General features: G+C 71.0%; 16 protein-coding genes. 4 read left to right on the top strand and 12 right to left on the bottom strand.

Annotation, left to right across the window (positions count from 1 at the left end):
- Positions 1–46 precede the first annotated feature (46 nt).
- The 7 genes from ACZ5NW_RS03025 to ACZ5NW_RS02995 form a co-directional block, all read right to left on the bottom strand.
- Positions 47–1,684, bottom strand: coding sequence for a (2,3-dihydroxybenzoyl)adenylate synthase (locus ACZ5NW_RS03025; RefSeq protein WP_468741938.1), 1,638 nt, complete (start codon positions 1,682–1,684; stop codon positions 47–49).
- Positions 1,677–2,729, bottom strand: coding sequence for a ketoacyl-ACP synthase III family protein (locus ACZ5NW_RS03020; RefSeq protein WP_468741937.1), 1,053 nt, complete (start codon positions 2,727–2,729; stop codon positions 1,677–1,679). Before ACZ5NW_RS03020 ends, ACZ5NW_RS03025 begins: the two co-directional genes overlap by 8 nt.
- A complete protein-coding gene (locus ACZ5NW_RS03015; protein WP_468741936.1) occupies positions 2,726–4,096 on the bottom strand; it encodes a salicylate synthase in 1,371 nt (456 codons plus the stop codon). Before ACZ5NW_RS03015 ends, ACZ5NW_RS03020 begins: the two co-directional genes overlap by 4 nt.
- A 48-nt stretch (positions 4,097–4,144) precedes the next feature.
- Positions 4,145–5,566 (bottom strand): cation:proton antiporter domain-containing protein, encoded by a 1,422-nt coding sequence (locus ACZ5NW_RS03010; protein ID WP_468741935.1) that lies wholly within the window; start codon positions 5,564–5,566, stop codon positions 4,145–4,147.
- Positions 5,551–6,078, bottom strand: coding sequence for a flavin reductase family protein (locus tag ACZ5NW_RS03005; protein ID WP_468741934.1), 528 nt, complete (start codon positions 6,076–6,078; stop codon positions 5,551–5,553). The genes ACZ5NW_RS03010 and ACZ5NW_RS03005 overlap by 16 nt, the downstream gene beginning before the upstream one ends.
- A 14-nt stretch (positions 6,079–6,092) precedes the next feature.
- Positions 6,093–7,685: a tryptophan halogenase family protein gene (locus ACZ5NW_RS03000; protein WP_468741933.1), complete on the bottom strand. Its 1,593-nt coding sequence runs from the start codon at positions 7,683–7,685 to the stop codon at positions 6,093–6,095.
- 137 nt (positions 7,686–7,822) lie between these two features.
- Positions 7,823–8,500 carry a TetR/AcrR family transcriptional regulator gene (locus ACZ5NW_RS02995; protein ID WP_468742969.1) on the bottom strand — a complete coding sequence of 226 codons (678 nt, stop codon included), beginning with the start codon at positions 8,498–8,500 and terminating at the stop codon, positions 7,823–7,825.
- Positions 8,501–9,180: 680 nt separating this feature from the next.
- On the opposite strand from ACZ5NW_RS02995, the gene ACZ5NW_RS02990 reads away from it, so the two are divergent.
- The gene (locus ACZ5NW_RS02990; RefSeq protein ID WP_468741932.1) at positions 9,181–11,214 is read left to right on the top strand and encodes an AfsR/SARP family transcriptional regulator; all 2,034 of its coding nucleotides are present in this window, start codon (positions 9,181–9,183) and stop codon (positions 11,212–11,214) included.
- A gap of 187 nt (positions 11,215–11,401) precedes the next feature.
- Here ACZ5NW_RS02990 and ACZ5NW_RS02985 read toward each other — a convergent pair whose 3' ends face one another.
- Entirely contained in the window at positions 11,402–12,949 is a 1,548-nt protein-coding gene (locus ACZ5NW_RS02985) for an MFS transporter (protein ID WP_468741931.1), read from the bottom strand.
- Positions 12,950–13,067: 118 nt separating this feature from the next.
- A complete protein-coding gene (locus ACZ5NW_RS02980) occupies positions 13,068–14,072 on the bottom strand; it encodes an Lrp/AsnC family transcriptional regulator (RefSeq protein ID WP_468741930.1) in 1,005 nt (334 codons plus the stop codon).
- A gap of 117 nt (positions 14,073–14,189) precedes the next feature.
- Here ACZ5NW_RS02980 and ACZ5NW_RS02975 point away from each other — a divergent pair, with 117 nt between their 5' ends.
- Positions 14,190–15,071, top strand: coding sequence for an SAM-dependent methyltransferase (locus ACZ5NW_RS02975; RefSeq protein ID WP_468741929.1), 882 nt, complete (start codon positions 14,190–14,192; stop codon positions 15,069–15,071).
- Positions 15,072–15,493: 422 nt separating this feature from the next.
- Here the strand turns inward: ACZ5NW_RS02975 and ACZ5NW_RS02970 are convergent, their stop codons facing one another.
- The 3 genes from ACZ5NW_RS02970 to ACZ5NW_RS02960 all read right to left on the bottom strand — a co-directional run bounded on the left by ACZ5NW_RS02970 (position 15,494) and on the right by ACZ5NW_RS02960 (position 19,336).
- Positions 15,494–16,081, bottom strand: coding sequence for a response regulator transcription factor (locus ACZ5NW_RS02970; protein ID WP_468741928.1), 588 nt, complete (start codon positions 16,079–16,081; stop codon positions 15,494–15,496).
- Positions 16,082–16,494: 413 nt separating this feature from the next.
- Positions 16,495–17,238 (bottom strand): SDR family NAD(P)-dependent oxidoreductase, encoded by a 744-nt coding sequence (locus ACZ5NW_RS02965; protein WP_468741927.1) that lies wholly within the window; start codon positions 17,236–17,238, stop codon positions 16,495–16,497.
- Positions 17,239–17,362: 124 nt separating this feature from the next.
- Positions 17,363–19,336: an AfsR/SARP family transcriptional regulator gene (locus ACZ5NW_RS02960; protein WP_468741926.1), complete on the bottom strand. Its 1,974-nt coding sequence runs from the start codon at positions 19,334–19,336 to the stop codon at positions 17,363–17,365.
- A 1,137-nt stretch (positions 19,337–20,473) separates the two neighbouring features.
- Here ACZ5NW_RS02960 and ACZ5NW_RS02955 point away from each other — a divergent pair.
- Together ACZ5NW_RS02955 and ACZ5NW_RS02950 are read left to right on the top strand one after the other, a co-directional pair.
- On the top strand, positions 20,474–22,234 hold the full coding sequence (locus ACZ5NW_RS02955; protein WP_468742968.1) for an ABC transporter ATP-binding protein: 1,761 nt from the start codon (positions 20,474–20,476) through the stop codon (positions 22,232–22,234).
- Positions 22,231–23,946, top strand: coding sequence for an ABC transporter ATP-binding protein (locus ACZ5NW_RS02950; protein ID WP_468741925.1), 1,716 nt, complete (start codon positions 22,231–22,233; stop codon positions 23,944–23,946). The genes ACZ5NW_RS02955 and ACZ5NW_RS02950 overlap by 4 nt, the downstream gene beginning before the upstream one ends.
- Positions 23,947–24,106: the final 160 nt, after the last annotated feature.

Genomic DNA, 24,106 nt, shown 5'->3' with positions numbered 1-24,106 from the left:
GAGTGGGCGGGACCGGCGCCGACCGCCGGTCCCGGGGTGGGGTACGTCATCGGCCGGCGTCCGCCCCGCCCGCCCGGGCGGCCGCGTCGGCCGCGAGGGCCTTCTTGTCGACCTTGCCGAGCCCGGTCAGCGGGAGCTCGTCGACGATCGCCAGCCAGTCGGGGAGCTTGTAGTCGGCGAGCCCGGCCGCGTGCAGGGCCTCCTTCAGCTCCCGCAGCTCGGGCGGGGTGCCGTCCGCGACCACATAGGCGCCGACGCGCTCGCCGAGGAACGGATCCGGCACGGGTACGACGGCGACCTCGGCCACCGCCGGATGCGCCAGCAGGTGTTCCTCCACCTCACCGGCGGACACCTTGTCGCCGCCCCGGATGATGACGTCCTTGATGCGGCCCTCGATGACGAGGTTCCCGTCCTCGGTCAGCCGCGCCAGGTCGCCGGTGCGGTAGAAGCCGTCCTCGGTGAAGGCGCGGGCGTTGTGCTCGGGCGCCTGGTAGTAGCCCTGGAGGGTGTACGGGCCCCGGGTGAGCAGCTCGCCGGTGGCGCCGGGCGGCAGGTCGGTGCCGTCGGGGCCGACGATGCGCACCTCGTCGTCGGGCGAGAGCGGCCGGCCCTGGGTGCTCACGACGGTCTCGTCGGAGTCGTCGTCGCGGGTGAAGCTGAGCATGCCCTCGGCCATCCCGAAGACCTGCTGGAGGCGCGCGCCGAGGCCGGGGGTGACGCGTTCGGCGACGGAGCGGGGCAGCCGGGCCCCACCGATCTGCACGAGCTTCAGGCTCGACAGGTCGGCCGTGTTCCACTCGACGGCCTCCAGCCACAGCTGGGCCACGGTCGGCACCAGCGAGGTGAAGGTGACGCGCTCGCGCTCGATGGCCTCGAAGCACTCGTCGGCGATGGGCGTGTCGACGAGGACGACGGTGCCGCCGGAGCGCAGGGTGCCGACCACGCCGGGGCAGCCCCAGGTGAAGTTGAACTCCGCCGGGAGGACCGCCAGATAGACGTCGTCGGGGCCGAGTCCGAGCATCTCGGCGGCGGCCCGGGTCTGGTACGCGTAGTCGTCGTGGGTGCGCGGGATCAGCTTCGGCAGTGCCGTCGTACCGCCGGACAGCAGGAAGAACGCGACGTCGGACGGGTCGGGTTCGGGCAGCGGCACGGGTTCGGCGTCGACGGCGTCCAGCGCGACCAGCACTCCGGCCTCGTCCGGCTCCCCCGGCTCCAGCACGAAGACCTTGCGCAGATGGTCGTAGGTGCCGACGAGGTCGAGGGCGAGCCGGGTGTGGTCGAAGCCCTGGTGGACGCCGGGGACCACGTAGGCCACGGCGCCGGAGAGGGAGACCAGGTGGGAGATCTCGTTGGCCCGGTGCGAGACCAGCGAGAACACCGGCTTGGCCCCGATGCGGAACAGGGCGAAGCAGACGATGACGAACTCGGGCACGTTCGGCAGCTGGACGACGACCCGGTCGCCGGCGGCGATGCCCTGCCGGAGGAACCCGGCGGCCGTCCGGGCCACCCGTTGGTCGAGTTCGGCGTGGGTCAGCCGGGTCTTGCCGTGCACGAGCGCGGTGCGGTCGGCGTGTTCGGCCGCGGCGGCGGACAGCACGTCCGCGAGGTTCTCCCCGCGCCAGTGACCGGCCGCCCGGTACCGCTCGGCCCGCTCCTCGGGCCACGGCGTGCATCCCTCAAGCATGGTCGCCCTCCCGCTCGGCGTCGTAGGCCTCGGTGATCTCGACGACGGCGGCGCCGGCCTCCATGCCGGGCGAGGCGCCGATGATCAGCACCAGGTCGCCCGGGGTCACCTGCCCGGTCCGCCACACGTGTTCGAGGCCGGCGACGGGGTCGGCGGCGCCGAGGTGGCCGGTGGTGCGGGTGAACTCCCAGATGCCCCGCTTCTCGTCGATGTCCAGCGGGTCCAGGAAGGACGCCTGGAGCGGCATCTGGGAGAAGCCGATGTGGCAGACCCGGGCGATCTCCGCCAGGGTGACGCCGGCGTCCGCCAGCGCCCGGTCGGCGGCGGCGGCGACCGTGTCGCCGAAGTTGCCCATGGGCGGCGGGACGCCCCGCGCCCACTCCTGGCGCCAGAACTCCCGGCGCTCCTCCAGGTTGAGGGTGCGGCCCACGGTCGGGCCGGGCGGGAACATGGGCTCACCGCCGCGGTGCAGCTCCTCCATCGACGGGGTGGACACCGCGCCGACGGACCGCACCCGGGCGAAGCCGCCCCGGCGGGACACCACGGCCGCCGCCCCGGCGTCGCCGAGCAGGAAGAGCTTGGAGGCCCGCCAGCGGTCCACCAGCGGGGTGGAGAAGTTGTCGCCGGAGGTCAGCAGCACGGCCGGCTTCTCGGCCCCGGCCATGAGGCGGGCGGCGGCCATCTCCAGGGCGGACAGCATGCCCAGGCAGCCCTGCCGCACCTCGACGGCGGTCACCGGCTGGTCGATCGTGTGCCGCAGGACGTAGTGCTGGGCGGACCAGCCGTCGGGGCCCTGGAAGTGGACGCTGCTGTGCAGCAGCGCGCCGAAGTCCTCGGGGGCGTGACCGGAGCGGGCGAGCGCGGTCTTCGCCGCGCGCACCGCCAGGTCGGGCGCGATGGTCTCACCGGCGACGGGCACCGACTCGATGCCGGCGTCCTCCCGGTCCTGCTCGTCGTACAACCCCTCGTCGACGGCGCGTCGGGTCGAGTACAGCTCGGGCAGATGGGTTCCGATGCCCGCGAGATGGATTCCGTCGACCTTCACGAGCGGGCACCTCCCGCCAGCGCGCCGGCGCCCGCGCCCACCGGTTCGGCGGCCGGCACCAGGAAGCGTCCGACGCTGCCCAGCTTCTCGCAGGTCTCCTCCAGCTCCCGCTCGGGACGGGACTGGCCGACGATGCCGGCGCCGGCGCGCAGCCAGGTGCGGCCGTCCTGCCGGTAGACGCTGCGCAGCACCAGGGCCGCGTCCATGGAACCGGTGTGATCCACCGTCAGGACGGCGCCGCTGTAGAGGCCGCGGGCCTCGGACTCGTTGCTGCGGATGCTGTCGTAGGCGGCGGCCTTGGGCACGCCCGAGGCGGTGACGGCGGGGAAGACCGCCTTGAAGGCGTCCCAGGCCCGGCGGCCCTCGGCGAGCTGTCCGCCGACGCGGGAGGCCAGGTGCTGCACGGTGCCGCGCTCCTTGACGACCATGAACTCCTCGACCTCGACGCTGCCGGGGGCGCACACGTCCAGCAGTTCGTCGCAGGCGATCTTCACGGAGATGGCGTGCTCGTAGATCTCCTTGGGGTCGGACAGGAGTTCCTCGCGCAGCCGCTCGTCCTCGGCGCGGTCGCCGGTCAGCGCGCGGGTGCCGGCCAGGGGCTGGCTGACCACGCGGCCGTCCGGGTCGACCTGGACGACGATCTCGGGGCTGAAGCCGGTGGCCTCGATGCCGCCGAGGTTGAGCAGGAAGGACCGCGCGGGGCTGTTGCCGCGCCGGCCGGCCAGGTAGGTGCCGACGAAGTCGACCTCGTGCTCGACCGGGACCACCCGGGAGAAGATCACCTTCTGGAGCTGTCGGTCGTTGATCGCGTCGACCGCGACGCCGACGGCCCGGCGGTAGGCGTCGGCACCGGCCTGGCGCACGTCCACGGGGTTGGGCACGGCCCGCAGCTCGGTGTGCTCGGCCGCCAGCACGTCCAGCGCGGCGGTGAGGGTGGCCTGGTCCGCGGAGCGCAGATGCGCCTCGCCGCCGTCGATCCGTATCTCGGTGTGCGGGACGACGAGGTGCAGCAGCTTCTGGTCGCCGATGTGCTCGACGTCCCCGTCCTTGGCGTACGACAGCTCGAAGGCCGCCCAGCCGTAGGCCCGCCAGTCCTTGATCTGTACGGCGTCGAGGAGGTTCTGCACCTGCTGGAGGGGCCGGCCGTCCCACGGCAGGTGCACCTCCTCCGGCTGCCGCAGCCGGGCGCCGGTGCGGTCCAGGGTGATCTCGGCGAGCGCGCCTCCGGCGTAGGACCAGGTGCCGCCGTTCTCGTACACGACGTAGTCCTCGTGCAGACCGGACGAGGCCAGCCGGGCGGCGGCGGTCATGGGGTCCGAGGCGAGGCGCAGCCTGGTCTCGAAGTAGTGCGTGGGGGACTGATACATCGCGAACGTCCTCTTCCTCAACAGCGACAAGGTGACAGCGGATCGGGGTCAGGTCCGATGGGCCCGCGGCCCGGCGGACAGCCGCCCGATCAGGGAGAGCGCGGGGGCGGTGAGCAGGGTGGAGATCAACGCCATGACGACGAACATGGTGAACACCGTGGGCGTGATGACCCCGAGGTCCAGACCGATGTTGAGCACCACCAGTTCGGTCAGACCGCGGCAGTTCATCAGGGCTCCGATGGACAGCGAGTCCTCCCAGCCCATGCCGCAGCCGCGCGCGGCGAGGGTGCTGCTGCCCCATTTGGCGGTCATCGCCGTCATCACGATCGCCGCGCACCACAGCCACGCCCGCCAGTCGCCGAGCAGTCCGATGGAGGTGCGCAGCCCGGAGAAGACGAAGAACAGCGGCAGCAGCAGGGACTCGGTGACCGACCGCAGCCGGCCCATGCCGTGTTCGAGGGGTGCCGAGCCCCGGGGCGTGACCGCGCCGAGCAGGAACGGCCCGAAGATCGCGTGGATCCCGATCCGGTCCGTGGCCAGGGCGCTGAGCAGGATGCCCGAGAAGAGCACCGGCAGCACGGCGGCGCGCGAGAACGCGTTCCCGAGGAGCACGCGTTCCAGCAGGGGACGGACGACGAGGCGCAGCAGCGCGCAGAACAGCGCGGTCAGGACGAGGATCCGGACCACGCCGAACGGCGAGGAGTCCTCCGCCACGGCGACGACCACGGCGAGCAGGCACCACGCGGTGACGTCCCCGACGGCCGCGCAGGACAGCGCGACCGGTCCGACGGGCAGTTCCTCGCGGCGCCGTTCGGCGATGATGCGGGCCAGCACCGGGAACGCCGTGATGCTCATCGCGACGGCGACGAACAGCCCGAAGGCCGTGAAGCCGAGGCCGTCCGGGGCGTACCCGCCGTACAGGCCGAGCGCCAGCAGCACCCCCGCGAGCAGGGGTACGGCGACGCCGACGTGGCTGATGGTCAGCACGACCTGCCCGCGCCCGCGCACCGCGCCGAGGTCCAGCTCGTACCCGACCATGAACATGAAGCAGATCAGGCCGAGTTGGGCGAGCATGTTGATCGGTGCCGTCAGCTCCGCCGGAAACAGGTAGTGGTATCCGCTCGGCCACACCAGCCCCAGCAGCGAGGGGCCCAGGAGCACCCCCGCGACGATCTCGCCGATGACGGCGGGCTGGCCCCACCGCCGGAAGAGACCCGCCGTCAGATGGCACACGAGCAGGATCACCGGCAGGGCGAGCAGCAGGTCGGCGAAGGTCTCGGAGGCCGCGTGGCCGCCGCCCTCGCCGTCCGCCGCCGCGCCCCCGCCGGTGGTCGTGCTGCCGACGCGCAGCACGACCACCGCCAGCACCGCCGGGAGCAGCGCCAGCAGGGCGTACACCCCTCGGACCCGGGAGCGCGGCGGGGTGCCGGGCCGCAGCTCCGGGGCCGCCAGCTTCAGGTCGTCGGCCATGACGCGTACTGCCGCCGCCCGTAGAGCAGAGGGGCGGGTGCGGGATCGAGGTGGGTGTCACGCACCTCGGCGAAGACGACGACGTGATCGCCGTGGGCGTGCTGCCGTGCGACCACGCAGTTGGCCACCGCGTGGGCGTCGGAGCGCAGGTGCGGCCCGGTGGCGCCCGGGGGCACCGTCCACTCGACGCGGTCGAAGCGGTCCGGTGCGCCGGAGGCGAACAGTTCCGCGGTCGGCCGCGCCCCTTCGTGCAGCAGGTTCATGGCGAACTCGCCGGCGGCGAGCACGGCCTGCAGGGTGGGGCTGCCGTTGCGCAGACACACCAGGAGAGTGGGTGGATCCAGGGCGACGCTCGCCAGGGAGGTGCAGGTCATGCCCCAGGGGCGCGCCTCGGCGTCGAAGGCGGTGATGATCCCCACCCCGGTGGGGAATCCCGCCATCAACTGCCGCATGCCGTCGGCGCCTTCGAGGCGGGCGTGATCGCCCACGGCCGCACGCGTGGCTCGGTTCATGAAGGCTCCGCGCCTCACTTGCCGTGCAGGGTGCGCAGGATGTCGTACGTGGACGGCAGCTCCTCGAGCAGCTCCGCCGCGCGGCGCGGGACATCGGCGAAGACGGCCTCCGCGCCCGCGACCGACGCCGGCTTGTACTGCAGGGCGGGCAGCACGTGCTCGGGGAGGTGACCGAGACCGGCGAGCATGCACCAGTAGTTGGTGTTGTTCCAGAAGTTCTTGTTGCTGGTCTCGGACGTGCCGTGCAGCACCTGCTCGCCGCTGCCGTACGGGTTGACCGGCAGGCCCGCCCGGTAGAGCTCGATCTTCTCGCGCAGGTCGTCGCCGAGCGGCAGCTTCTTGTTGGCCCGCCAGAACTCGGTGTCCGTGCGGGGCGAGAAGGCGAAGTGGGTCTGGATGAAGTCCACCGTGAAGTCGAACATGCTCTCGATCTCACGGTTGAACCGGTTGATCAGCGTCGGGTCGAACCGCTTGTCCGGGAAGTGCTTGGCGAGCTGTGCGATCGCCGTGTAGATGAAGTAGATGCCGGTCGACTCCAGCGGCTCCACGAAGCAGGAGGACAGACCGATGCCCACGACATTGCGCACCCAGGCGCGGCGGTTGCGGCCCACCCGGAAGGAGACCTGGTTGAACTCGGTGTTCTCCGGGTCGAGACCCCACAGCTCGCTGAACTCGCGGGTGGCGTCCTCGCGGGTGGTGAACTTGCTGGAGAAGACATAGCCGGTGCCGAACCGCGTCAGCATCGGGATCTTCCAGGTCCAGCCGTTGGACATGGCGATCGCCGAGGTGAAGGGCTCGACGCCGTTCGCCTCGTCGTCGTGCGGGATGGCGGTGGCCACCGCGCTGTCGCACAGCAGCTTGTCCCCCATGTCGATGAACGGCTCGCCCATCGCCTTGTTGATCAGCAGGCCCCGGAAGCCCGAGCAGTCGACGAACAGATCGCCTTCGAGCAGCTGGTCGTCCTTGGTGCGCAGGGCCGTGACGAAGCCTCGCTCGTCCTGGATCACCTCGGCCAGCTCGCCCTGGATGTGCCGCACACCCTGCTTCTGGGTGGCGAAGCGGCGCAGGAAGTCGGCGACCAGCGCGGCGTCGAAGTGCCAGGCGTAGTCCATGGCCGGCGTGCCGTCCGCCTTCCAGGGGCCCTTCTTGGCGTCCAGGACGGCGGTCTCCGGGAAACACACGCGGTCGAACGGACCGGTCTCGTCCCCGCGCTGCTTCTTCAGGTGCCAGTACTGCGGCAGCGGGACGCCGTCGTGCTCCTGGAGGTGCGCGAAGTGGTGGTAGAAGTAGTCGGTCTCGGCGCCCAGCGGGCGCGGGTCGGCCGCCCCGCGTCCCGGCGTGCGCCAGTTCACGAACTTGATGCCCGTCTTGAAGCTGGCGTTGACCTCCCGCATCCACTCGTGCTCGGGAATCCCCAGGAAGTCGAAGAAGGCGGAATGCAGGTTCGGGACCGTCGCCTCGCCCACACCGATGCGGGGAATGGCGGGCGCCTCCAGCAGGGTGATGTCCACCTCCCCCTGCAAGGCCTTACCGAGATACGAAGCCGTCATCCAACCGGCCGTGCCTCCGCCGAGAATGACCAGACTCCTGATACGCCCGTCGCTCATGGCACTCCCCCATCGGCAAATTTTGATTCACCGGGATCTCCACCCGGCTGTTCACTCGGTTCCACATCTTGCGGACGGTTTCTATACCGAGGGGGAGGGAAGCCATATCGCGGCTATATCGCGCAGGTCAGTACGGTTCAGAGCGACTCGGGTGCCGCCTGCGGCAGGTGGGTGACCCGCGGCACCGGCGCGGTCTGCGTCGCCTGGTGCAGGAGTCCGTCGACGAAGGCCCGCAGCGCCTGGGGGTAGGTGTCCTGCCAGGACAGCCGCGCCCACTGCCCGGCGACGGCGGCCATGTGCGGCGGCAGCCGGACCGATCCGGCACCGATGCCGCCGACGCCGTCGGTGAGCCGCCCGTCGGCCCCGCGCCGGCGGGCGGAGTGGGCGCGCACGAGGATCTCGCCGACCGTGTAGTACCAGATGCTGCGGTAGACGTGGACGGCCTGCTCGGGCGTGCATCCGTGCTGGATGGCGCCGGCCACGATGACCTCGACGAGTTGCAGGGCCGAGTCGCCGAGCCGGGAGAGGAATCCGTCGGTGGTGAGCACTTCCGCGGCCCAGGGCCAGGCGGCGAGGGCGTCGTGGATGGCGATGGAGGCGGCGACGATGCGGTCGCGTGGTTCGTCGGGGAGGTCGGGGTGGGGGATCTGTTCGGCGTATTCGCGGATGAGGAGGAAGAGCAGGTCCTCCTTGTCCCTGACGTGGTGGTAGAGGGTGGTCGCCCCGATGCCGATCTCGGCGGCCAGCCGGCGGATGGTCACCTTCTCCCAGCCGTCCTGGTCGATCAGCCGGCGCGCGGCCGTCATGATCTGCATCCTGGAGGTCACGGGTGGTCGGCCGACGCGGCCGTGTGGTGAGTTGGTACGGGACACCGCCCCATCATGCCCTTCTGTTCATGCCCCTCCCCGAAGCCCGGCGGCTCCGGCCTCTGTGCTCGACAGCGGGCTGGTCAGCGATAGTTTCAGAACACGTTCGTAAATTCTACCGGATGCCCCTATGCACCGATGTGCCCCCTCTGCGACCTCCCCGCGCCGACGTCCGCGCCACCCCGGAACGATCACGTCCGCCGCCGCACGGAAAACGGGCCGACCACCCCGCACGCATTTGTTTCTCCATTCCCCCTGTGCAAAACGCACGGCCGCATGTGCGAAGGTGATCTGTCGCGGTCTGATCTCCGGCTGCTACCTTCGGGATCGATCCGCGGAATCGGGGGGACCGGCGGACACAGGGAGAGACCTCGGAGTTCCCGCACCACTTCAGCGGCGGGAAACGAGCGGATGTGGTTCTTCGCGCAGATAGCGCGACGGCGACCATCGGTCAATGGTGACCCATGTGCCGGACGGCCTTTCCGACCTCGGCCGCCCCTACGGTCGTCCACGCGTCACCCGAAACGTTTCGGCTGATCCGGACCGTGCACAACTCAAGGGGGATACCGGTGGAATTCCGCGTTCTCGGACCTGTCGGCGTACGTCGGGCGGGACGCGACCTCCCGCTCGTGGCGGAGAAACCCAAGACGATCCTGGCCACGCTGCTCCTGGCCGGCGACCGTGTCGTCTCCGACGCGCAGCTGCGCGAGGTGACCTGGGGGCCGACACCCCCCGCCACCGTCGACCAGCAGCTCTACACCTATATCTCCCGGCTCCGCAAACTGCTCTCGCCCGAGGCGACGATCCTGCGCCGCCGACCGGGCTACCGGCTCGTGCTGACCGACGCCACCCTGGACCACGCCGAGTTCGAGCGGCTCGCCGGCCTCGGCTACGACGCCCTCAAGGCCCGCCGTCACACCGCCGCCGCGGAACATCTGGCCGCCGCCCTGGACCTGTGGCACGGGCCGGCGCTCAGCGGGGTGACCGAACACCTCGCCCGCGTCGAACTCCCCCGCCTCGAAGAGGCGCGCATGGCCGCGCTGGAGGGCCGTATCGCCGCCGACCTCGCGCTCGGCCGCCATGACGCGCTCGTCACCGAGCTCGTCGGCCTCGTCGAGGCCCATCCCCTGCGCGAACGACTGCGCGCCCAGCTGATGACCGCGCTCTACCGGGCCGGCCGGCAGGCCGACGCCCTCGCCGAATACCAGCGCGGACGGGAGATCCTCGCCGAGGAACTCGGCATCGACCCCAGCTCCGCGCTCAACGACGTCTTCCAGTCCATCCTGTCCGGCGACCCCGGCCTCACCTCCCCCGCCGCCGCGCAGGAGATCCGCGTCCAGGCCCGCCCGCAGGTACGGCCGGCCATGCTGCCGCCGTGCGTCGCCGACTTCACGGGCCGCGAGTCCCAGCTGCGCGAACTGTCCGAGCTGCTGCGCGGAGACCGGGTCGGGGCGGCGCCGGTCGTCGTCACGGGCACCGCGGGCGTCGGCAAGAGCGCCCTCGCCGTCCAGGCCGGGCGGATGTGCCTGGACGCCTTCCCCGACGGCCAGTTGTACGCGGACCTGGGCGGGCCGCAGGACGATCCGCGCGACCCCTACGACGTCCTGGAGTGGTTCCTCCAGGCACTGTGCGAGCCCGGCATCCCCGTCCCCGTGACCCTGGAGGCGCGCACCCAGCTCTACCGCAGCGTGCTCGCCGAACGCCGGGTCCTGGTCGTGCTGGACAACGCGCACTACGAACACCAGGTGCGGCCGCTGCTCCCGGGAACCCCCGGCAGCCGGGTGATCGTCACGACCCGGTCGCGGTTCACGGCCCTGGAGGGCGCGCGGTCGCTGGACCTGGACGTCTTCGAACGCTCCGAGGCGCTCGCCCTGCTGCGGCGCGTGGTCGGCCCGGGCCGGGTCACGGCGGAGCCGGAGGTCGCCGACTCACTGGTCGCCCGGTGCGGCCGGCTGCCGATCGCCGTGCGGGTGGTGGCCGGACGGCTGGCCGCCAAACCCCACTGGACGCTGGCCGAGATGGCGCGCCGGCTGTCCGACGGCGACCGGCGTCCCCTGGACGAACTGCGCCTCGCCGACATCGACATCCGCTCCGCGCTGCGCTCCAGCTATCTGCGGCTGGCGGCCAGGGCGCGCTGGGCGCTCGGCCGACTGGCGCTGCTGCACACCGCGGAGATACCGGCCTGGCTGGCCGCCGTCGTGCTGGAGACCGACGAGAGGCAGGCCGAGGACCTCCTCGAAACCCTCGTCGACGCCCGGCTGCTGGAGGTGCGCGACACCGGCCGCCCCGGACGGCTGCGCTGCCGGATGTCCCCCGTGGTCCGCATGTTCGCCTACGAGTACGCCGAGGCCGAGCACAGCGCCGCCGAACGCCGGGCCACCGTCGACCGCGCGCTCACCGCGTGGCTGCTGCGGGGCCGCGCCGCCGTCAGCGCCCTGACCGACGGGCGTCAGGCGGCCGCGGCCGGCGCGCTGCTCTGGTTCGAGACCGAGCGGCACGGCCTCGTAGCGGCGTTCCGCCAGGCCGACACCGAGGGCCACGGCACGACGGCCCGCTCCCTGGCCCGCACCCTCACGGAACTGGCCCGCCTCAGCGCCCCCGCAGGCGACCACCCCACCCCGCGCCCCCGCTCGCCGTTCCCCCAGACCCTGACCAGCGTCTGACCCGGGACAGCCGCCGTGGGGGTCCACTCCCCGGCGCTCCCCCTCGGCAACTCACCTATAAAACAAGGATGCCCCGGTGCTGCGGCCTCTTGGCCCGCAGCACCGGGGGCGACGCGGCCGGTGGGGTGAGCACCGGGGGATGGAATGCTCACCGCCGCACCGGCCGCGCGTTCCTCGCGGACCGCCGCTACGTCCGTGCGTCGGCCCGGGTCCCCTGCGCCGGCGCGTTCCCGCCGGCCTGCGGCGCCCCCTGCGGCGCACCGCCCATCGGCAGCCGCACCATCACGAAGGCGAGGACCGCCGCCACGGCTCCGAGCGCTGCCGCGACCCAGAGCATCACGTTCAGACCGGAGGCGAACGCCTCACGCACCAGGTGCTCGACACCGGCGCGGTCGCCGGCCGGCGCACCCTTGATGATCGACTCCGCCTGTCCGCCGCTGAGCGCGACGGCCGTGTCGTGGGCATCGGGCAGGTTGCCCTTGTCCTTGAGCACGCTCTCGATCCGGTCCTGGAAGATCACACCGAAGACCGCGATGCCGAGGGCGAAGCCCAGCTGGCGGAAGGTGTTGACCGCACCGCCCGCCATGCCGCCGCGCTGAGGCGGCACGGAGGCCAGCGCCGCCGCGCCCAGGCTCGGCGTCACGAGGCCGACGCCCAGACCGGACACCACGAGACCGGCCACGATGGTGTTGGCCGAGGAGCCCGCGTCCAGCATGGCCTGGAGTGCGGAACCGATGGCGATGAGGGCGAGACCCACCCCCATGGACGTCCGGGCCGGCAGCGGACCGAACTTGCCGGCGAGCGTCGAGACGACGAACGCGGCGCCGCACATCGGCAGGATGTAGAGACCGGCCTTGACGGGCCCGTAGCCCAGCACGGTCTGCATCCACAGCGACTCGAACAGCAGGTAGGCGAAGGCCGCGCCCTGGAGGATGAGACCGCTGAGCATGATGCCGGTGAACGACGGCCTGCGGAACAGGGACAGGTCGAGGATCGGGTGCTCGTGCCGCAGCTCGACCACCACGAACAGGGCGAGCGCGACCGCGGCCACGACGAACATGCTGAGTGTCAGGGGCGAGCCCCAGCCGTCGGAGTGGGCGTGGATGAGCGCGAAGGTGAGCGCCCCGGCCGCCACGGTGAAGGTGAGGGTGCCGAGGATGTCCGCGCGCTGCCCGCCCGTGGTCTTCTCCTCGCGCACCACGCGCATGGTCATCACGACGGCGGCGAGACAGACCGGCAGGTTGACGAAGAAGATCCACCGCCAGTCGAGGTACTCGGTGAGCAGTCCGCCGACGATCGGGCCGGCCGCCGCCGCGACGGCGTTGGTGGCCCCCCACACGGCGAAGGCCACACCGCGTTCCCGTCCCGCGTAGTGCATGCCCAGCAGGGCGATCGTGGTACCGAACATCCCCGCGGCGCCGAGTCCCTGCACCGCGCGGGCCGCGATCAGCACGCCCGCGTTCGGGGCGATGCCGCACACCAGCGAGGCCGCGGTGAAGACGATCAGACCGAACAGATAGACCTTCTTGCGGCCGATCCGGTCGGCGGAGGACCCCACCCCGAGCAGCAGTGCCGCCAGCGCCAGGGCGTAGATGTCGACGACCCATTCCAGGTCGGCGAGTGTGGTGTCCAGGTCCGCCGCCATGTCGGGCAGCGCCACCGTCACGATCGTCACGTCCAGCAGCAGCATGAAGGTGCCCAGGCTAATCGCCGCCAAGGGCCACCACTTACGCATACGAACCCCTTCCCAAGTACGAGAGCCCTCGGGGCCCGTCGACTGTCCCAGCTTCGGGGCGCGATGCGCGTCCGCCTATTCAAGGCCGGATAAGTGGCGGAAATCGACACGCAGACGCCTACCGTGAAGGAAACAGGGGGTTCCGCGTGGGTACGAGGCGTCCTGCTCGCTTGACCGACTGCAGCACGGGGGCGGTCTCCACATGGTTCACGCTCTTCAGCGCGCCGATCCGGGTGCTCATGTAGTCGTAGAAGTCGTCGATGTCGCGGAAGACGGCGATCGCCACCAGGTTCGACTGTCCGGAGGTGGCGGCGGTGAAGCCCACCTCGGGATGCTGGGAGAGTTCTTCGGCCACGGTGACCAGATCGGCCGGGGGCACGGTGAGCCAGAGCATGATCTCGGCCTCGTAGCCGAGCAGCCCCGAGTCGATCTCCACGTCGAAGAACAGCGCCCGCATCTCCCGCAGATGCTCCAGCCGCCGCCGAACCGTCGACTCCGACCAGCCGGTGGCGGTGGCCAGTTCGGCGTATCCGGCCCGGCCGTCGGAGGCGAGTACGGCGAAGAGGTCGCCGTCGCCGTCGCGCATCTGCACCCGTACGCCCCGGGGCGGCGGCTCGGGCAGCCGGGGCCGCAGCAGCTCGACCTGCTCGTCGGTCAGGGCGTGGGTCTTTCCGTGCCAGCCCGTGGGTCCGCCGAAGAAGGTGTGCAGCAGATAGTGCGCGGAGATGTCGACCACCCGGGGCGTGCGCGGGAGTTTCTGGAGCAGTAAAGACGCGCCCTCGGCCCGGTGCGGGGCGCGGGTGAGACAGACGATCTCGGTGCCGCCGGCGGTGAGGCTCACCCAGGAGGTGTCGTCCCGCCGGGCCAGGGCGCCGGCGACGCTGCTCGCGGTGTCCGGGGTGCACCGCACCCGGACCAGCCATTCGATATGGCCGAAACGCGCGGCGTCGGGCAGCCCCAGCACCCGCATCGCACCGGATCCGCGCAGCCGGTGGTAGCGCCGCGCGACGGTCTGGTCGGACACGCCGAGGACCTCGGCGATGTATTTCAGCGGGGCCCGCCCGTCGAGCTGGAGGGCGTGCACGAGACGGAGGTCGAGGTCATCGAGTTCGTGAAATTCCACCTGGGGAAGGCTAGTTGATGTCGTCATCCGGCACGAGAGGCACACTGAACGGAGTCTTCCGGCACAAGAGAGGCGCTGAATGGCATCTTCCGCTGGAAGTGCCGACCATCGCTGCTCGTGGACACAGCGCATGCACACAACGGTCGACCACGCCCCCTGCCGGGCCTTCCCACGGGCGTCGGCCTGACGGCCCTGTGCACGGCGAGCGAGCGGGGCGCGGAGAACCGGCGCCCCGACCGGCTCTTCGAGGACCCCCTGGCACCGGTGGTGGCCGAGGCCATCGGCGGCGCGGCGCGCGCGAGCGGCCTGCCGCACGGGCATCCCCCAGGGGGCGGGACCCTCGTGGGGGACGTCGTGGCCCTGCGGACCCGGTTCTTCGACGACGAGCTGCGCGCCGCCTCCGCACACTGCCGTCAAGTCGTGCTGCTGGGTTCGGGGTTGGACTCCAGGGCGTACCGGCTCGACTGGGCCCGGGACACCGTGGTGTACGAGCTCGACCGCTGCGACGTCCTGCGCTTCAAGCACGCCATGGTGGCCCGGGCCGGCCAGGAGGCGCGCTGTGCGCGGGTGGAGGTGGGTGCGGATCTGCGGGGCGACTGGCTGGGGGCGCTGCGGGCCGCGGGCTTCAATCCCTGGCGGCCGACCGTGTGGTGCGTGGAGGAGCTGTTCCCCTATCTCAGCCGTGCGGAGAACGACCGGGTGCTGAGCGGGATCACGGCGATGTCCGCGGCGGGCAGCCGTCTGGTGGCCGATCACTTCGGCGGGGCCCTTCAGCGCTCGGTGTCCTTCTGCGCGATGACCGAGGTCCGGTACGCGGTGGGCGCGGCCTGGCGCTCCACCCTGGAGGTCCCGGACGGCTGGCTGGCCCCGCACGGCTGGACCTGTGGTCCGGCCGACCCGGCGGAGTTGGCCCGGCGCAGCGGACGCAGGGTGCCCGACCTGTTTTCGCCACGTACGGAGGGGGGTGGACGGCTGTGGCTGATGAGCGCGGTCCGGTGACCGCCGACTCCGCGAGCGCCCGTTCGGGCGGGAATGGGGCCGGCGGCCATCCGGTGTCAGGGGCGCGAGTGAAAAACGCGCATCCGATTATTAAGATCTCATTCGGCCGCCGCGAGATACGGGCCGATAACGGGTTTCCGCAGGTTATTGCAGGGTAGCCGAGCTGGTGGTACACCTTGGTTCCGCGCTCGACGAGCACGACCGAAAACGGTTGCACCAGGGCATTGACTGCAGATGTCCGCGAGGTTTATCGTGACCGAACATCAAGAATAGGGCGGCGCGTGGACGACTCGGCCGGAAAACGGCCGCCTCGACGAGTGCGCAAGCGACTGCGGGAGGATTTGCCCGGTGAAACCAACAGTTCCGCGTCAACCACGCCGAGGCGCTGCCCCATTCAACGACATTCCATCAATATTCAACTTTCATATCCACTGCGATTCCCGGGCTATACGCAGCGCGTCTATGCGGTTGCGGGCGCCCAGCTTCGCCACCATGGATGAGAGGTAGTTGCGCACGGTGCCGCCGGAGAGATGCAGACGCGCCGCGATCTCGCCCACCGTGTCACCCCGGGAGACATGCTCCAGCACGGAGAATTCCCGCGGGGTGAGGGGGCAGTCCCCGTTGCCCAGGGCGGCGACCGTCAGCTCCGCGTCGAAGACCCGCTCACCCTGGTGCACCCGGTGAATGGCCTCGAAGAACTGGCGCGGCGGCATGCTCCGCTCCACCAGGCCGCCGATCCCGGTGGCGAAGGCCTGACGGACGATCGACCGGGTGAACGTGGTGGCGAGCAGCATGCTCTTGCACCCCGGAAGACTCGCCACTTTGTCGGCGATGGCGATCGCGTCGCCGTCGCCGCTGTCGAAGCTGATGATCACCACGTCCGGCCTGTGCGACTCGGCGAAGGCCAGCGCGTCCATATTGCTGTCCACTGATCCGATGACACGGATCTCTTCGTGTCGCTCCAGCAAGGCAGTGAGCGCGAAACGGGACAGATGCAGGTCGTCGGACACCAACACATCGATTCCCACGAGATCCCCCATTGTAGTTCTCGATCGGCCTGGTGGGCCACACCATGCAATCCGCACCAGACAATAGCATCCGTGTGCGAATTTATGAACCATGATCCTTAATTCCGAACCCTGCCAACTGCAAAGACGGAACTGTGCTGTGAAATAACTCTCACTGTTGAACACCGAACATCATCGGCCGGTGCGGGATGCCGGAACTTCGGGGTTCCGCGCGCGTAGAACTTCACCGCGTGCATCGCGTCCCCTTGGTCTCGGCAAAAGGATCAATTGACTGTGCACGGAGGTCGTCCGGCACAGGCATTGCCATTCTGGGACAGCTCCGCTGGGCGAAGTATGTATGCCGTCTGGATGGGTCGCCGCCGCCATCCAGACGGGCATGTCCGGCCGACCGGAGTTCAGACCTGGTTGAGTCCGCCGTCGACGAAGATCTCGGCTCCGGTGGTGAAAGAGCTCTGGTCCGACGCCAGGAAGAGCGCGGCGGCGGCGACCTCGTCGGCGTCCCCGAGCCGGCCGAGCGGCACCATGGACGCGAGGGCGTCCGCCACTTGCCGCCCACCCGGCGCCGACAGGCTGCGGATGCCGGGCGTCTCGGTCGGGCCGGGGCTGAGCGCGTTGACGCGGATGCCGCGCCGCGCGAGCTCCGCCGCCCAGGTGCGGGCGAAGTTGCGGCCGACGGCCTTGGTGGCGCTGTAGGTGGTCATCCCGGCCACGCCCGTCGAGCCGTTGGTCGAGGAGAGCACGATGACCGAGGCGCCCTTCGGCAGCAGCGGCAGCGCCTTCTGGACGGTGAAGAGCGTCCCCTTGACGTTGGTGTCGAACGTCTTGTCGTAGTGCTCCTCGGTGATCTCCCCCAGCCGGGCCAGTTCACCGAATCCCGCGTTGGCCACGACGACGTCCAGCCGTCCGCTGCGCTCCTCGATGGTCCCGAAGAGACGGTCGAGGTCCTCCAGGTTCGCCACGTCGCCCTGGACGCCGTACGCCCGTGCGCCGACGGCCTCCACGGCCGCGTCCAGTTCGGTCTTGCGCCGCCCGGTGAGATAGACGGTGGCGCCCTCGGCGGCGAACCGCCGGGCTATCGCCAGGCCGATCCCGGCGGACCCACCGGTCACCAGCGTGACCTTGTCATCCAGCTGTCCCATGATCTCCACTTCCCTGAGGGCGAGTGCTGTACCGCGAGTGCCGGCGTGCGGGTGCCGGCGTGCGGGGTGTGACGGGTGTGCGATGTACGTGGTGTGCGGGGTGTGCGGGGTGTGCGGGGTGTGCTCAGAAGGCGCCGGCGCGGGCGCCCTTCCGGCCGCCGCCCTGGGCCGGCACCCGGGCGTGCGGGATGACCGAGCCCAGTTCGAGCAGCCGGGTCAGGGCTTCCTGACGGTGCGCCAGCGGTTCGCGCTCCGCGCACTCCCCGGCGTAGATGCCGATGAGGCTGTGGAAGCGGTACTGGTGGCCCGACTCCTCCTCCAGCAGGTGGTTGGCGGCCAGGACCGACAGCAGCCGGCGCGCGGTGTCCCAGTCCGTCTCCGCGAGCGTCGCCGCCATCTGCACCGTGAACGGGCCGTTGCACAGGCCCAGATGACGGAACATCCGCGCGGCGTCGGCCGGCAGCGCCTGGTACGACGCCTCGAAGACGCTGCGCATGCTGGCCGCCGCGTCGTCCTTCACCGTGAGCCGGTCCAGCCGGCCCTGCTCGGCCGCGTACTGCTCGACCAGCGACGCCAGCGGCACCCCGGGGTTGGCCGCCAGGTTCTCGGCGACGATGCGCAGCGCCAGCGGCAGTCCTCCGCACGGCGCGGCCAGGCGGGCCGTGGCCGGGTCCCCGGCCTGGAGCCGCCCCCCGCTGAGACCGGCGAGCAGCTGCGCCGACTCCCCGTCGTCGAGCGGCCCGATGGTGACCAGGTGGGCGCCGTCGCGGACCGCGAGTCCGCTGAAGCGCTGCCGGCTGGTCGCCAGGACGCAGGACGAGCCCCGCGGGATGAGCGGCCGCAACTGGTCCGCGCTGGGCGCGTCGTCGAGCACCACCAGCATCCGCTGGCCGTGCAGCAGACTCCGGTAGAGGGCGGCGCGGGCGCCCAGCCCCGGTGGGATGCGGGAGCCGTCGACGCCGAGGCTGCCCAGGAGCTGGCCGAGCGCGTCCACGGCGCTCATCGGCGGGCCCTGCAGTCCGGTGCCGCGCAGGTCCACGTACAACTGGCCGTCGGGGAAGCGGTCGATGAGCCGGTGCGCGAGCTCCAGCACGAACGCCGACTTGCCGACGCCGGCCGGTCCGTCGACCACCGCCACCGGTGTCGTCGCGCCGTGCCGCGAGCTCTCCTCGTCGATCAGCTTCTCCAGCTGGGCCAGTTCCCTGGCGCGCCCCACGAACCCGCGCGCCAGCGGCGGCAGTTGCACCGGCTTGGGGGCCCCGTGGAACGGCGCCTCACGGCCCGTCAGCAGCACCGGCACGCTGCCGCCGCCCGGGGAACCCAGCTCCGGATGCCCGGACAGGATCTGCTGGTGCAGGTTGCGCAGATCGGCGCCGGGCTCTATGCCCAGCTCGCTGCTGAGCAACTGCCGGGTCTCCTCGTACAGATGCAGGGCGTGGGCCTGCCGTCCGCTGCGGTACAGCGCGAGGATCAGCAGCCAGCGAAGCTTCTCGCGCAGTGGCTCCTCGGCCACCGCGCCGGTCAGCTCGGTGACCATCTCGGCGTGCCGTCCGGCGGCCAGCATGTCGGCGGCCCACTCCTCCACGGCCGTCAGCCGCAGATCGCGCAGCCGGGTGCGCTCCATCGCGGCGAAGGGCCCGGGGATGCCGGAGTACGCCTCGCCGTGCCAGAGCGCCAGGGCCTCCTCGTACAGCCGCAGCGTCACCTCGGGGTGGCCCTCGCCCCGCGACCGGCGCGCGTCGCCGAGGCCGCGGGCGAACAGCGTGGCGTCCACGTCCTCGGGATCCAGCCGCAGGCAGTAGCCGCCGGATTCGGACGTGAGCAGCGACCCGGCCGCCCGTCGGCTGCGGCCGGGCTCCAACGCCCGGCGCAGCCCGCCCACATACGTGTGGACGCCATTGGCGGCCGTCTGCGGTACGTCGCTGCCCCACAGGGCGTCCACGATGTTCTCGACGCCCACGACATCGTTGGCACGGCTGGCGAGCAGACCGAGCACGGCCCGCTGCTTGGGCGGGCCCAGAGCCACCTCGACCCCGTTGCGCCAGGCACGCACCGGGCCCAGCAGCTGGATGCGCAGGGGTGTCCCCGTGGTGGCCATGGGTCATTCACCTCCTGTGGTCGTGTCGGCACCCCGGTCGTCGTCCGCTGCCAGCCCCGCGATGGCACGGACAAGGTTCCTTTTCCGGTAAGTCAGAGGACACCGCGATGTGCGCGAAGCTTCATCCGCTAATCTGCCGGATATGGACCATCCACCGGGTTCCTTGTACACCCAATGCGTGGTAAAAATATTGGAGACAATGGGTCCGTCGGGGATATCCGGGACCATGTGTCGGGCTTCCATCGCTGCCGTGCGGTAGCTGATTCCCATACCTCTCCTCTGAGCAGGGCAAACGCCGTTGAGGATCTTGCCCATGGTCGTATTCAGCAGAAGAAGACGTGCTTCATGAGCGGTCCGCATTGCACGGTCCGCGCATGCGAGAAAGGGTCGCACCGTCGCGTCGTGGCGATGCGTCGGCGGCACAGGAATAAGCGAAGCGAAAAGACGGCATACCGGGGACGTCAGAGCGGAACGCCACGACCCGGGCGCCACCGCAGCAGGTCACGCCACAGGGCGCCGGAGTACCGGACGACCCGGCAGAAATCGAATTTCCGCGAACGCATTCGCACGAGCCGCAGTCACATTAGCCAGGGGGTGTTCGCTGGATCAACACCTGATTGAAATTGATACAACACCCTCGCGGCGACCCACGGCGCGGCCGAATGCCGCAGCGGCGGACCGGCGTCCGCACGCCGGCACACGCAGATGAAAGTCCCGGTTTAAACCACCGGTGGAAGATAGGTCGAGCATGGTTCCCCCGTCTTTTACCTGTTCGGCGTACGCGTATGGTGAAAAGGTGTACGCGTCAGGTCACGATAGCGGCGGCGTGTCCGGTTGTCACCCCGGCGCCTTCCGGCCACGCGAAGTCGATCGGCGGCCCACCGGAGCCGTCTCGCATTGACGCGAAGCCGCCTCCGCGCGCCGGCCGCGACCCCGCGCGCGCCCCTCGGCGCCCCCGTCGCGCGCCCCCCTGGATCGATCTTGAAACCGGCGAACACCTCGACCCTGGTCTGCGGTACAGTCGATATTCGAACGCGTTTCAAAACCGATGGGAGACCGATGAGCGCGATCGACCATGCTGAGGCGGAGGCGCGGTCTGCACCGCTGCCGGACGCCGGTTCCGCACCGGAAGAGGGCATGGGACAGCTCCTGCGCCCGTACCTCGGGAGTTTCGCGGCCGTTGTGATCCTTCAGGTCATCGGCGCCCTGGCGGGGCTCGCGCCGCTGCTGGCCGTCGTCGAACTGGGCCGCGAGCTGCTGAAGTCCGGCCCCCCTGACCACGACCACGTCTGGAACGTCGTGATCTTCGGCGCCGTGGGCCTGTTCATCCGGCTGCTGCTGACCGCCGCGTCGTCGGCCGTCGGCCATGTCCTGGACAGCCGCGTGCAGTTGACGTTCCGTCGGCAACTGGCCACCCGGCTCGGTCGCGTACCGATCGGCTGGTTCTCGCGCCGCCACACCGGTGAGGTGGCCAAGCTGGTGGGCGAGGACGTGAGTGCCGTGCACCCGTTCATCGCCCACGCCCCCGCCGAGCTCACCGCGGCCTTCGTGGTGCCGCTGGCGTCGCTGATCTACCTGTTCACCGTCGACTGGCGGCTCACGCTGATCACCCTGGCCCCGGTGGTGGTCGCGATCGCGCTGGTCCCGCTGATGGAGACCGAGGCGCGCAAGCGCGAACAGCAGGAGTTCGACGGCGGCATGGGGCGCATCTCCAGTTCCGTCATCGAGTTCGTGCAGGGCATCGCGGTGGTCAAGGCCTTCGGCGGCTCCGGCCGCGCCCACCGCAAGTTCCTCACCGCCGCGGACGACTTCGCCGGCATCTTCCTGCGGTGGGTGCGCGGCATCGCCCGGATCGGCGCCGCGATGCAGATGGTGCTGTCGCCGCCGTTCGTGCTGCTGGTGATCCTGCTCGGCGGCACGCCGCTGATCACCAGCGACAGCATGGACCCGGCCGACCTGCTGCCGTTCCTGCTGCTCGGGCTGGCGCTGACCGCGCCGATCGGGGCCCTCAGCCACGGCTTCGACGACCTCCAGGCCGCCGGACGCGCGGTCGGCCGGATCAAGGAGGTGCTCCAGGAGGAGCCGCTGGCCGAGCCCGCGCACCCCGTCGCCCCCCAGGGCCACCGGGTCGAACTGCGCGACGTCCGCTTCGGCTACGACGACGACCACGAGGTGCTCAAGGGCATCGACCTGGTCCTCGAACCCGGCACGGTCACCGCGCTGGTCGGCCCGTCGGGCAGCGGCAAGTCCACGCTGGTCCAGCTGCTGCCGCGGTTCTTCGACCCGACCGCGGGCTCGGTCGTCCTCGGCGGTGTCGATCTGCGCGAGATGGGCAGCCGCGAGCTGTACCGGACCGTCTCCTTCGTCTTCCAGGACGTACGCCTGCTGCGCGCGACGGTCGCGGAGAACATCGCCCTGGCCGTGCCGCACGCCGACCTCGACGACGTGGTCCGCGCCGCCAAGCTGGCCAACATCCACGAGCGGATCCTCGAACTGCCGCGCGGCTACGAGACGGTGATCGGCGAGGACGCGAACCTGTCCGGCGGCGAGGCGCAGCGGATCTCGATCGCCCGCGCGCTGCTCGCCGACACCCCGGTCCTCGTGCTCGACGAGGCGACCGCGTTCGCCGACCCGCAGACCGAGCAGGCGGTGCGCCAGGCACTGGCGACGCTCCAGGGCGACCGCACGGTGCTGGTCATCGCCCACCGGCTGGAGACGGTCGCCGACGCCGACACCGTCGTGATGCTGGACGACGGGCAGATCGTCGAGCGCGGCCGGCCCGCCGAACTGCTCACCCAGGGCGGCCGGTTCGCCGCGTTCTGGCAATCCCAACGATCCGCGATCGGCGACGAGGGCGAATCCCGCGACGGCGTACTGCAAGGAGACGAGCGTCGATGATCCGTTTGCTGCTGCGCGTGCTGGGGCGCGAGTACGCCCGGCCGTTGCGTCGCACCGTGGCCCTGATGGCGACGACCTCGGTCGTCGAGGGTCTGTCCTACGCCCTGCTCGTGCCCGTGCTGCGGGAGCTGTTCGGCGACTCGCCCGACGACGCCTGGCCCTGGCTGATCGGCTTCGGTGCCTCGGTCGCCGTCTACGGGGTGCTCCGGTATCTCGCCGACCTCTCCGGATTCCTGGTCGCCGCCGGAATGCTGCGCGGCCTGTACCACCGCTTCGGCGACCACCTCGCCAAGCTGCCGATCGGCTGGTACAGCGCCGGCCGGCTCGGTGAGCTGTCCGTCCTGGCCAGCCGGGGTGTCCTTCAGTCGATGGGCGTCATCGCGCATCTGCTCGGCCCCTTCATCTCCGCCAGCGTGACCCCGCTGACGATCGTCGGCGTGATGATCGCCTTCAACTGGCAGCTGGGGCTGGCCGCGCTGGCCGCCGCCCCGGTCGTGGCGCTCATCCAGGTCTGGACGTCCCGCTCGATGGCCGCCAGCGACACCGAGCGCACCGAACGCGACCACGAGGCCAGCAGCCGGGTCATCGAGTACCTCCAGGCCCAGCCGGTGCTGCGGGCCGGCGGCCGCACCAGCGAGCGCTTCGAGCTGCTGGACGACGCCCTCCAGGGCGTGCAGCGCGCGTCGCGCCGGGCCACGGTGTCCTCGATCCCCGGCACCCTGGGCCTGACGCTCACCGTGCAGGCGATGTTCACCGGCCTGCTGGTCCTGGGCGCCTACCTCGCCCTCGGCAACGACATCGGGGTGGCGGAGGTGCTGACCATCCTGGTCCTGGCCGCCCGCTGCGCCGACCCGCTGCTGTCGCTGTCGGAGACCGGCGGCAAGCTGCGCGGGGCGCGCTCCGTGCTGGCCGGTCTCGACGCCGTGCTCCAGGCGGAGCCCCTGCCGCGGACCGCCGACCCGGTCCAGCCGACCCGGCACGACCTGGAGCTGGAGTCCGTGGTGTTCCGGCACGGCGATCGCACGGTGATCGACGGGATGTCGCTGTCCGTGCCGCAGGGCCAGCGCCTCGCCGTGGTCGGCCCGTCCGGCACCGGCAAGAGCACCCTGCTCCAGCTGCTCGGACGGTTCTACGACGTGGAGGCGGGCGCGGTCCGCATCGGCGGCGTGGACGTGCGGTCCATGGACCCCGAGGTCCTGATGGAGCAGATCGCCATCGTCTTCCAGAACGTCTACCTCTTCGACGGCACCATCGAGGAGAACATCCGGCTCGGCCGCCCCGACGCCAGTGAGGCCGAGGTGCGGGCGGCGGCGAGCGCGGCCCGCCTCGACGAGGTGATCGAGCGGCTGCCCGGTGGCTGGGAGGCCAACGTCGGCGAGGGCGGCGCACTGCTGTCGGGCGGTGAGCGCCAGCGCGTCTCGATCGCCCGCGCCCTGCTGAAGGACTCGCCCATCGTGCTGCTGGACGAGGTCACCTCGGCGCTGGACCCGGTGAACGAGGCGGCGGTGCACGAGGGCATCGAGCGTCTGATGGCCGGCCGGACGGTGGTGATGGTGGCGCACCGGATGCGGACGGTCCAGCGCGCCGACCGCGTCGTCTTCATGGAGGGCGGCCGGATCGCGGAGGAAGGCAGCCACGAGGAGCTGCTGAGCCGGGGCGGCCGCTACGCCGACTTCTGGAGCATCTCCATGGCGCCGGTGGCGACGGACTGACCGGGCACCGCCCGACGGACCGACAGGAACGGGCGTGGGGGGGGGGGGGGGGGGGGGGGGGGGGGGGGGGGTGGCGGTTTTTTTTTTGTTGGGGTGAGGGGACGACTCGTCTTGTTCCCTTCTTTTTCCCCCTCCCCCTGACCTCTTACAACAGGGAAGG

The organism is Streptomyces sp. NPDC032126, from assembly GCF_055580085.1.
This window is presented reverse-complemented; position numbering and strand designations above follow the sequence as displayed.